The following is a 9,489-nucleotide window of genomic DNA, read 5'->3' as shown; positions in this document are numbered from 1 at the left end:
GCCCCTGCCCCGAGTTGGAGTTGGGCCCTTCTGCTCGGCCCTTGCGGCGCTTCGCGTCCGGGCCGGCTCGCATGGGCTGCCTGCTCCCGCAGGACCTGGCAGGCCTTCTTCCTGCCACGGTGTGCTCGCGAGAAGGCCCGTTCAAAAGGGGGCGATCAGAAGATGCCCTGTCCCGGCGTGAGGATACGGTCCGGATCGTAGCGTCGCTTGGCGTGCTCGAACCGCTCCCAGTCGGGGTGGAAGTGGCGGCGCCAGTCTGCGGGGCTCAATGGCACGGCATCCACGGGATAGATCTTCCCTCCCATGGCTGTGAGCCGGTCGAAGATGGCGCGGTTCTTCTGCACGAGGGCCTCGACGGTCTCCGATGTCGGTGGAATGGCGGTGCGGAGCATCGAGAAGAGGAAGACGTGCCTCCCGTTGGGGGTGCGCAGGAAGGGCGTGGTCAGCCGCGAGGAGCGGAAGGGGTAGAGGAGGATGGGCCCCTGCCCCATGTCGGCCTCGGCGGTCTGTGCGAGGACCTCCCGGACGAAGGACTCAGCGGCGCTGGCGGGGACGAACATGTCCAGCCACGGATGGGGGAAGTCCCAGACGCCGAGTTGCTTGAGCAGTGCGATCAGCGGCGCGAGCCGGTTGGCGAAGTCGAAGTAGCTGCCGTCGCTCGCCTGGAGGGTTCCGGGCTGGAAGCCCAGGCCCGCGAGCAGGCTCGCATCGTGGGGCTCCGCGCCCGGGGTGAAGTACTTCACCACCTCGAGCTGATACGCCCGGCCCCCATTGGATGCGACGACAGAGCCCTCGACGTAATCGAAGCGACCGTCCTCGATGAGCCGTTGCTGGTCCTCCAAGAATCGGTGGAGGTCGTTGTACAGCGCGATGTACGTCCGCGCTCGAGGAGGCACGTCGACGAGTCTCACCCTCGCTCGCACGATGATGCCGAACTGGCCCAGGCCCGAGCGCACAGCGTCGAAGAGGGGGCGCTCATGCCAGCGTGAGCACCGCACAAGCTCTCCCTGGCCCGTGACGACGTCCATCTCCAGGACGTTGTCCACCTGGAGTCCCCAGCGAAACGCCTGCCCGCCAATGCCCCCCGCCGACAGAGTCCCACCGATGCTCAGCTCAATGTAGTCGGTCAGCACCGGCGGGCTCTTGCCGCTGGGAAGCGAGGCCTGGAGCAGGTCGCGCCAGCGGACGCCCGCATCCACCCAGGCGCTGTCCTCGCCAATCTCGTGGATGGTCGACAGCGTGGACATGTCGATGACGATGCCCGCGGGCACCTGGGACTGGCCGAAGGTGCTGTGGCTTTCTCCAAGTCCCCGAGCGGCGGCGATCCTCAGTCCCTGGGCGCGTGCGAAGCGGACCATGGCCACGATGTCCCTCACCGAGCCAGGAACGAGCACCGCCTTCGGCGTGCGGTGGAGGATGTGGCCGAAGTCCTCCGCAGCCGTGGTCCGCGACGGCGTGTCCATCCGCAATTCGCCATCGAGTGGCGGCAGCGGGACCGCGCCAGCCTCCATCGTGGAGGCCCAGCTCCGAAGGGTGGGATTGAATGCGACTGCGACCAGCGTACCTTGGAGCAACAGCCTCCGGGAGACGGCTCGACTCGGCATTCACTCCTCCTTCTGCGTCGGAGTCTTTTATCCCGAGGCCGTTCCTCTCAACAATTCAACGCTTCTCCCCGTTCACCGCTTGAAGGTTCATGACCACTCATGCCGCGCGAGATTGCGCAGGGATGGCGCGTCATTTTGAGAGCCATCGACTGGAGACTCCTCCAGTTCGCCAGGAAGCTTCCTGGATACGAAGGCGGGGACACGTCTGGCGATGGCATGAAGGACGTCTGGCACGTTGCCAAACCATGGCGTTGGGGCCTGTCGGAGGATGACTCGCGAGGCCGTGTTGAACAAAAAGGCCCTGCCAATCAGCAGAGCCTTTCTGGCCGCTCATGACGTTGTCAGGGCGTGAGGAATGGCAGCAGCTCTCCCGTCTTCTGCCACATCGATGCCGGATAGGCTTGCGCGGCAGTGAAGCCATTGTTCGTGAAGAGGTACTCGTAGGTCGACTGGTACGACGCCTTCCATCCGTAGCCGGGGTGGTCGGGTTCGCTCCATTCCGATTGCGGAATGCCCATCGCCTGGAGCGCCGTGCCGAGCCACTGGTTGTAGAGGAGGCCCGACCACAGGAAGTTGCCCTCGGTGCCCGTGCTCGAGTCGCCGCTCACCTTGCGCGTGATGTTTCGGTAGTCGCAGTAGCTGCCCGTCTTGAGGGCCCCCCCCGCGCTCCCGGCGGTCACGACTGGGATGGAGAAGGAGAAGTGGGGCGTGTTGCCGTTCTCCTGCCCCCACGCGAGCAGCGAATCATCCAGCAGGGTTCCCCCTGCGCCGTTCGAGAACCGCTCGAAGCGAGTGACGAGGTCGAGGAACACTTGCGAGAAGAAGACCTGGTTGAACTGGACCACCAGGTCCTGGTTCGCCCCGGCCACGGTCGCGGGATGCACGACGTTGTTGTGCCAGTCTTCTCCCTGAGGCGCGCGGGCGGTGAACGTCAGGTTCTGGTTGTTCTCGTCGATGCTGATGGTGGCGATGCGACAGACGCCGCAGTTCATCGCCACGGCGAGCACCTCGTTGATGAGCCGGAAGTACTCGACGTTCTTCGCGGGATCTCCTCCGAAGGAACCCGAGTTTCGCAGTGTCAGGTTGTCGGTGGTGGGACGGGCTGGCACCTGGCAGCCGGCGCTGGTGGTCTCCAGTCGGCGCTGCAGCTCGGCGACCGCGTCGATGTGCTGATCCAGCCGCACCTTGTCGTCGGCCGAGAGCCGACCGTTGCCATTGCGCAGCCGCCGATAGCTTTCGAGGACCTTGTCCACCACGGGGGCTCGGGTATTGCCGGGGCTGCTGGTGCCGGCCAGCAACGTATCGAAGAGGGCGAGCGAGCTTTCGGTTCCGCTGATGGAACTCGACGCGACCCCGGACGAGCGAACTCCGGGCGTGTTGTACCCCCAACTGCCGGTCGATGTGCCCGAGCCCGCGATGGCGACGCTTCGCTTCCGGACGGAGGCGACGCTTGGGTAGAAGGCCGGTGAGTAGGCCATCACCTGATCGATGGTCGCTCGGGGAGAGCCGGGCCGCTCCTTGTCGAAGTCGTAGTAGCCGAGTGGGGCGCCGAAGTTGTGACCCATGTACATGGGGAAATCGAGTCCCCGCAGGATGTTCATCTTCGAGACCAGCGTGGGCGTGAGCACGGACGACTTCGCGGTCAGCACCCGGCTGATGACCGCATCACCACTCGCGTTGGTCGCCGCGGCCAGGCCTCCCCGTCGGACGTCGTGGTCCGCGTAGAACGAGGACTGCGTCAGTGCCGCGTCCCCCGGCCACATGCTCGCGCCAAAGATGGCGCCGTGGGGCGTGCGGAAGTGCACGAAGCACTTCGGGCGCTGCGCGGCCTGGGCCTTCGCTTCGCGGGGACTCAAGAGCGACGGAAGCAGCGGCAACGCCAGCACGGCTCCGCCCGCGCCGCGCAGGAACATGCGGCGGTCCCATCGGAAGACGGGTGTGTTGCTCACTGGAAGCTCCTCTGCTTGAACGTGGGGTGATTGGCGACGGTCTTCAACAAGTCAGACATCGGTGCGCCGCTGCGCGCGACGGTCTCCATCTCCGAGAGCAGGCAGCCATCGCGGGAGGTGGACTCCACGCGAGCGTGCGCGAAGCGGAAGTAGTGTTGCGCGACGCACGACTCGAAGAGCTGGCTGTCATCGATCATCCGCGAGAGGTCCGCGGCGTTGGAGATGACTCGTTGCTCGGAGTCGTAGATCCGCACGTCCGCTGAGGTGTCCACGGCGGGCGAGGCGGTCTCCTGGCCCTGCGGGTTGAACAGCCGCTCCACGCTGCGCTCTCGGCCGAGCGCATCGAATCCTTCGAGGACAAAGCCCGGTGGGTTGATGGTGCTGTTGTGGCAGCCTCCGCAGATGCCTCCGGAGGTGAGCTGGGTCACCGCCTGTCGCGTCGTCGTGCTCGCCGTGGGCGCGGGTGGCCTGTCGCTGGCATTGGGCGGAGGCGCCCCGACTTGCTGGCAGAGCAGGGCGTTGCGCACCAGGTATCCCTTGTGGATGGGACGCGTCGAGGCGGTCCCCGTGGCCAGCAATGCCGCGCGGGTCAGAAGTCCGCTGCGATTCTGGGACGGCATGACCGGCGCTGGACCGGATCCGTTCCAGACAGGCACGCCGTAGATGGCGGCCAGGAATGGATCCGACGTGTAGGACCTCCGGTCGTGCAGGAAGTCACTCACCGAGCCTCCGGACACGACGGTGTTCCAGGCGGAGAGCCGAACGTCCTCGAGCATCGCGGTGCGCGTGGCGTCCGTAGGCATCTGCGCCCCAACGAAGGACTGGTAGACCGGGTCGTTCTGGAGCGCCACCAGCGACGGCAACTCCTCGAGTCGCAGCCACTCGCTGACGAACTCGTCCAACGCGCTTCGCAACTGCGCGCTCTTCATCATCCGGTCGACCTGTGCGCTGAAGCCGCTCGCGGTCAGGAGCGAGCCATCGGCCGCCGCAGCCCAGAGCGCGTCGTCCGGAGGCGCTTGCCAGAATTGATAGGACAGCTTCGAGGCCAGCTCGAACGCGGAGAGGGGACTCACCGCGCCGTCGGCGGTGGTGCCATGCTCGATCCGGTAGAGGAACCAGGGCGAGTTCAAGAGGGTGGTGATGACGTCCGCCACCGCCGCTCTGTCCACCGGGGTGGCTCCGGCGATGTCGGCGAAGGCGGTGACCTCCGCCGTCGGCAACGGATAGCGCAGGACGCGCGAGCCCCAACCTCGGATGAAAGTTTCCAGGCAGGCCCGATCGTTCGCTGTCTGGCTGTCGCTCGCGCAGCTTCCGAGGAGCGCGTTGCGGCGCGCGTCGGTGCTGGTCAGCTCCTGGGCCACGGCCTTGCCCAGGTCATACATGACGTCGACCTGGGTCTGCTGGATGGATTGGTCCAGCCGGCTGAAGCCGCCTTTCAAGTCACCCGGCGCGGGAGTGCGCCGGTCCGTGGGGTAACGGGCGAGGTTGGGAGTGAGCTTCGCCCAGAGGGCATCGGCCTCGTTCGGCAGCGCACGGGCAATGGCGAAGCGGAGCGAGTTCATCAGCTGCGTCCGGGACAGCCGGGGCAACGGCAGGTCCGCGGGGACTGCGTTGGTGTCGCAGGAGAACTGCGCTGGCGCCGGATGGATGGACTCGGACGCGGGCGGCGGAGCGGGTTCGTCTCCGCCGGTGTGCGGGCTGGGCCCGATGGATCCATTACAGGCGACCGCGCCAGCGCAAAGAAGCAGGAGGCTCACGGAGCGAGGAAGCGTCATGCCCCTGGCTACTCGCGTGGCCGAAAATACTTTCCTGCCCAGTGGCCTCAGCGCGAATGGGCAGTCGATGCTGGCTGGGGGCCACGGGCGACGGTACTCTCGCCCCTCACCGCATGACTGCTCTGCTCTGCGCGCTCTCCCTCGTCCTGACCCAGGCCCCGGCGGTGTCGGTGTCCTTCGACCTTCGTGCGCTGCCCGAGCAGGACTACCGGCGGTGGGATGGCGTGGCGCTGGAGCGACAGGTGGCGCTGCGCCTGATTCAGGAGGGCTTCGCGGTCGTCTCTCCACAGAGTCCGGCGCAGCTTCGACTGCGCGCAAGCCGCACTCCCGAAGGACTGCGGCTCGAGGCCGTCGGGCCGCGGCATCGGGTGGAGCAGGGGGTTCGAGTGGGGCGGGGTTCTCTCTCGGAGCTTCATCTGGAAGTCGCCCAGAAGCTCTCCGAGATGACTCGGGCGGTGCAGCCCGAGCCGGATCCGGACCCCGAGCCACCCCCGCCCGAGCCCGTGCTCCAGCCACCTGTGGAGGTGGCCGCCGCTCCATGGCAGCCCTCGCTGGACTTGGGGCTGGGGCTGGGAACGGTCTGGCGTGGGCCCACGGTTGATCCCCATCTCCTGCTCTTTGTCAGGCGTGGCTGGGAGTCATTCGGCCTGGATGCGGAGGCGGGGCTCGGAGTGTCACGCGATGCGGCGCTGACCGTGTTCGAGGTGCAGGGTGGCGCCTTCGTCAGCTACCGGCTCTCCGTGGCGGAGCGACTTCTGCTCGAGCCGGGGGCGGGCACGGGGCTCGTCATCCACGCCTTCCAGCTCAAGGACGCTGGGTTGTCGAGCCAGACGGGGACCCAGGTGTCTCCCGCGGGGTGGGCTCGGATGAAGCTCCGGTGGCGGTTCTCCGAGCGTCTCTCGGCGGAGCTGCGCGTGGCCCTGGGGCTGCTGCGGCCCGTGACGCATGTGAGCGAGGGCGAGACGCTGTGGTCTCGGGGAGGCGCGAGGCTGGAAACCGGCGCTCAGCTTTCCTGGGGGCTGTAACCTTCGAGGAAAGTTTCTCCTGCTTGAATCGTAGGTCCTCAGGTGATGGATGTCGCGTGCTCTCCCCTCCAAGGCCCCGCTCGCTCTGCCTGCCCGGCCTGTGTCATTCGACACGCTCTACGAGGAGCACGCCGAGGACGTCTACGTCTGGGCCATGCGGTATGCGGCCGGCCGTTCGAGTTGGGCCGAAGACGTCACACATGACGTCTTCCTCAAGGCTTGGGAGCACCGGGCCTGGCTGCGCGAGGAGGATGTTCGGGGTTGGCTCTTTCGCGTCACGCAGAACGTGGCGTTCTCCGCCCTGCGGCGCGAGAAGACGTTTCGACAGCGCATCTCCGAACTCTTGTTTCCGGTGCAACCCGCGGAGACGGAGTCCACGCCGGAGGCGGCCCTCGTGCGACGCGAGGCGGTGCGCAGCGCCTCGGCGACGCTGGACCGTTTGCCAGGGCAGGAGCGGGTGGTGATGGCCTTGAAGATTCTCGATGACCTGAGCCAGCGCGAGATTGCCCAGCTCCTCTCGCTGTCAGAGGGCTACGTGTCGAAGTTGATCAGCCGCGCCCAGGGCCGTCTGCTGGCCTGGGGATGGAAGGTGGAAGATGGCTCCCCGTGACTTTCGCGCAGAGCTTCGGCGTGAAGACCCGCTCCGCCGCGAGCAAGGGATGCCACCCGCCGTTCGGGCTCGGGTGTGGTCTCGGTTGCGGGACGCTCGCGAGCCGAAGCGCGCAGGGCACAGGCGACCTGTGTTCTGGGGACTCGCCGCGTCGGCGGTGGCGCTGGTGCTCGTGGTGTTCTTCATGCGGTCACCCTCGGTGCGCTCGTGGGGGGGACTCGAGCTTGCGCGGGGCAGTGTCGACCTGAAGGTGCGGGAAGACGCCGTGGGGGTGGAGATTCAAGCGGGTGAGGGCGCCTTGATGGATGTGGCCCGAGGCATCACCCTCCAGAACCAGGGGCCGCTCGTCGTCCGCCGAGAGTCCTCCGGGGTGCGCCTGGTTCGTGGGCGCGCGGAGTTCTCGGTGAATCACCGCCAGCCAGGTTCGCCTCCCGCCGTCGTGCTCGTGTCCGGCGGCGCCATCGAGGTCATGGGCACGCGCTTCACGGTGGATGCGCGGGAGTCAGGAGGCGCGGTCACTCTGCACGAGGGGGCCATTGCCTTCCGTCTGCCCAGCGGCGCGGTGATTCCTGTGCGAGTGGGACAGACCTTGGAGTGGCCCGTGGCCGAACCTGCCGAGCCCGCGACCCCCGAGCCTGTTCCGCCTGTGCCGGAGCGGCCCCAACCGCTGGCAGCGCCCATCCCGAAGGCTTCACCTTCCCGCGTTCCCGTCGCTCCGGTTCGTGCTCCGAATGCGGAGGAGGTCTTGCGAGAGCTGGAGGTCCTTCGCGGTCGGCACGAGTTCGAGCAAGCGGCGAGGTACCTCGAGGATGCGATGCGCAAGCAGCCGATGGCGACGCGGGAGCGCCTCAGCTTCGAGCTGGGCTCGTTGCTGACGTACCAGCTCAAGGACGCGCAGCGCGCCTGCGCGCACTGGGCCCGGCACGAGCTGCAGTTCCGGCGCGGGCACTACACGGAGGCGGTCCAGCGTGCGCGTGGGGCGCTGTCGTGTGAGAGCCAAGACCGCGAGACCGCGCGATGAAACCGAGGCACTGGAGCACGCTGGTGCTGGCGACGGCGCTGACCGCCTGTGAGCCCGCCGTTTTCGATCATTCTCCCACCGCCAATCTGCTGGACGCGGAGACCGCATCCCTGGAGACGGGGCTCGGAACCTGGGGGGCGTGGTTCGCGGTCACCATTTCGAGAGCGCCCACCGCCGCGAGAGAGGGCGAGGCGGGCCTGCGCGTGGAGGTGACCGCGCCATACGGCTGGGGTGTCATCACCGACAACTGGCCAGGGTTCGCGGCATCCCCAGGGGCCCACCGCGCTTCCTTCTGGGCACGTGGGACGGCTGGGCGCTCCCTGGTCGCTGAGATGCGGGTCGTCTGGCGCGACTCCAGCGGTCGGGAGCTGCAGGCGGAGACGCTCTCCAGCCCCGTGCTTTCCGAGCAATGGGTGCGGACCACTCGCGAGCTGACGGCTCCGGCGGGGACGGAGCGGGTGTCCGTGGAAGTGACTGGCGCCGAAGGTACCCCAGGCGATGTCATCGAGCTGGATGCCCTGGTCATCCAAACAACTCCATCTTGAGGGTCCGTTCGATATCTACATCGGTGAAGTCGGTAGGAGTCTGTCACCCAGTGCGTATCCTCTCAGCCTGGTTTGTTGCCTTGAAATGGCTTGAGAAGTTGAGCCCAGTAATCCTGTGGGAAGCCCGGCTCCTTGGCGATGCCAAGATCATCCGAGGTGAACTGCTTCTCGGATGAAAAGGACCACGTTCCCAGCAGGTGGTCCCAGACGTTGGTGAAGAGTCCGAAGTTGACGTCGCCGACGCCTGCCCACTTGAGGTGGTGGAATCGGTGCCCCGCATTGAGGGCCAGCAGGTACTTCAGCGGCCCTACCGTGTAGTCCGCGTTCGAGTGCTGCATGAGGAGCTGCACGCACGAGAGCGCGGCGAGCGCTGTCGCGACGCTCGAAGGAAGCCCGATGAGAAGGAGTGGTGCCACCCCCGCCGTCAGCTCCAAGGCCTGGTGAAGCGGGTGCTTCATCAGTCCATTGAATCCATAGAAGCGCTTCACGGAGTGATGCACGGCGTGGAGTCTCCAGAGGGCGGGCACTCGGTGGCTCAGCCAATGCGTCAGGGTGACGCCGAAGTCGAACACCAGCACCGCGAGGAGTACCTGGAGAACGAATGGCCATTCGTGTGGCCATTCGTCTCTCACAGTGACCCAGCCTGAGAGAAGCGGCAGCGCGAGAAGGGACAGGACGTTGGACGCTTCGTTGACGACGAAGTGAACGAGGTCTCGCCCGATGTCCCCGTGGGAGCGATTCCAGTCTGGCTCGTAAGGGATGGCGTGCTCGGCGAGGAAGGACGCTCCGATGGCTGCCATGAGCAGCACGGCAAGCCACAGCTTTGCGGCGCCGCCGTGGACAAGACTCAGCGCTGCACCGTTGATTCCGAGCAGCATGAAGAGCGGGTAGCCCACGCGCAATGCCTGGCGCGCCCAGTGCGTCAGCGGTGAGGCTTGAAGCGGAGTCGTCAGCATGAGG

Annotated in this window: 8 protein-coding genes; 4 read left to right on the top strand and 4 right to left on the bottom strand. The window is 66.7% G+C overall.

Features of this window, described 5'->3' with window-relative positions; genetic code table 11:
• Window positions 1-155: 155 nt before the first annotated feature.
• From JGU66_35095 to JGU66_35085, 3 genes are all read right to left on the bottom strand, one after another.
• Window positions 156-1,604, bottom strand: coding sequence for an FAD-binding protein (locus JGU66_35095; protein MBJ6766009.1), 1,449 nt, complete (start codon window positions 1,602-1,604; stop codon window positions 156-158).
• Between the two features lie 341 nt (window positions 1,605-1,945).
• Window positions 1,946-3,553, bottom strand: a complete 1,608-nt coding sequence (locus JGU66_35090) for a DUF1552 domain-containing protein (protein ID MBJ6766008.1) — start codon at window positions 3,551-3,553, stop codon at window positions 1,946-1,948.
• Entirely contained in the window at window positions 3,550-5,142 is a 1,593-nt protein-coding gene (locus JGU66_35085) for a DUF1592 domain-containing protein (GenBank protein MBJ6766007.1), read from the bottom strand. Before JGU66_35085 ends, JGU66_35090 begins: the two co-directional genes overlap by 4 nt.
• Before the next feature lie 299 nt (window positions 5,143-5,441).
• On the opposite strand from JGU66_35085, the gene JGU66_35080 reads away from it, so the two are divergent.
• From JGU66_35080 to JGU66_35065, 4 genes are read left to right on the top strand one after another with little or no spacing between them, the layout of a single operon-like run.
• Window positions 5,442-6,353, top strand: a complete 912-nt coding sequence (locus tag JGU66_35080) for a hypothetical protein (GenBank protein ID MBJ6766006.1) — start codon at window positions 5,442-5,444, stop codon at window positions 6,351-6,353.
• A gap of 49 nt (window positions 6,354-6,402) precedes the next feature.
• Window positions 6,403-6,963: an RNA polymerase sigma factor gene (locus JGU66_35075; GenBank protein MBJ6766005.1), complete on the top strand. Its 561-nt coding sequence runs from the start codon at window positions 6,403-6,405 to the stop codon at window positions 6,961-6,963.
• The gene (locus JGU66_35070) at window positions 6,950-7,984 is read left to right on the top strand and encodes a FecR domain-containing protein (protein ID MBJ6766004.1); all 1,035 of its coding nucleotides are present in this window, start codon (window positions 6,950-6,952) and stop codon (window positions 7,982-7,984) included. The genes JGU66_35075 and JGU66_35070 overlap by 14 nt, the downstream gene beginning before the upstream one ends.
• Complete coding sequence (locus tag JGU66_35065) at window positions 7,981-8,529, top strand: hypothetical protein (GenBank protein MBJ6766003.1); 549 nt, start codon at window positions 7,981-7,983, stop codon at window positions 8,527-8,529. Before JGU66_35070 ends, JGU66_35065 begins: the two co-directional genes overlap by 4 nt.
• 62 nt (window positions 8,530-8,591) lie before the next feature.
• Here the strand turns inward: JGU66_35065 and JGU66_35060 are convergent, their stop codons facing one another.
• Entirely contained in the window at window positions 8,592-9,485 is an 894-nt protein-coding gene (locus tag JGU66_35060) for a sterol desaturase family protein (GenBank protein MBJ6766002.1), read from the bottom strand.
• Between the last annotated feature and the right edge of the window lie 4 nt (window positions 9,486-9,489).

The sequence above is a fragment of the Myxococcaceae bacterium JPH2 genome (genome assembly GCA_016458225.1).
Taxonomy (GTDB): domain Bacteria; phylum Myxococcota; class Myxococcia; order Myxococcales; family Myxococcaceae; genus Citreicoccus.
The sequence above is the reverse complement of the archived record's forward strand: the minus strand, read 5'-3'. Positions and strand labels throughout refer to the sequence as shown.

What these genes read in the sequence shown, in the direction of transcription:
- JGU66_35095 (MBJ6766009.1), bottom strand. Translation starts at nt 1,604, where the DNA reads ATGCCGAGTCGAGCCGTCTCCCGGAGGCTGTTGCTCCAAGGTACGCTG.
- JGU66_35080 (MBJ6766006.1), top strand. Translation starts at nt 5,442, where the DNA reads ATGACTGCTCTGCTCTGCGCGCTCTCCCTCGTCCTGACCCAGGCCCCG.
- JGU66_35075 (MBJ6766005.1), top strand. Translation starts at nt 6,403, where the DNA reads ATGTCGCGTGCTCTCCCCTCCAAGGCCCCGCTCGCTCTGCCTGCCCGG.
- JGU66_35070 (MBJ6766004.1), top strand. Translation starts at nt 6,950, where the DNA reads ATGGCTCCCCGTGACTTTCGCGCAGAGCTTCGGCGTGAAGACCCGCTC.
- JGU66_35065 (MBJ6766003.1), top strand. Translation starts at nt 7,981, where the DNA reads ATGAAACCGAGGCACTGGAGCACGCTGGTGCTGGCGACGGCGCTGACC.
- JGU66_35060 (MBJ6766002.1), bottom strand. Translation starts at nt 9,485, where the DNA reads ATGCTGACGACTCCGCTTCAAGCCTCACCGCTGACGCACTGGGCGCGC.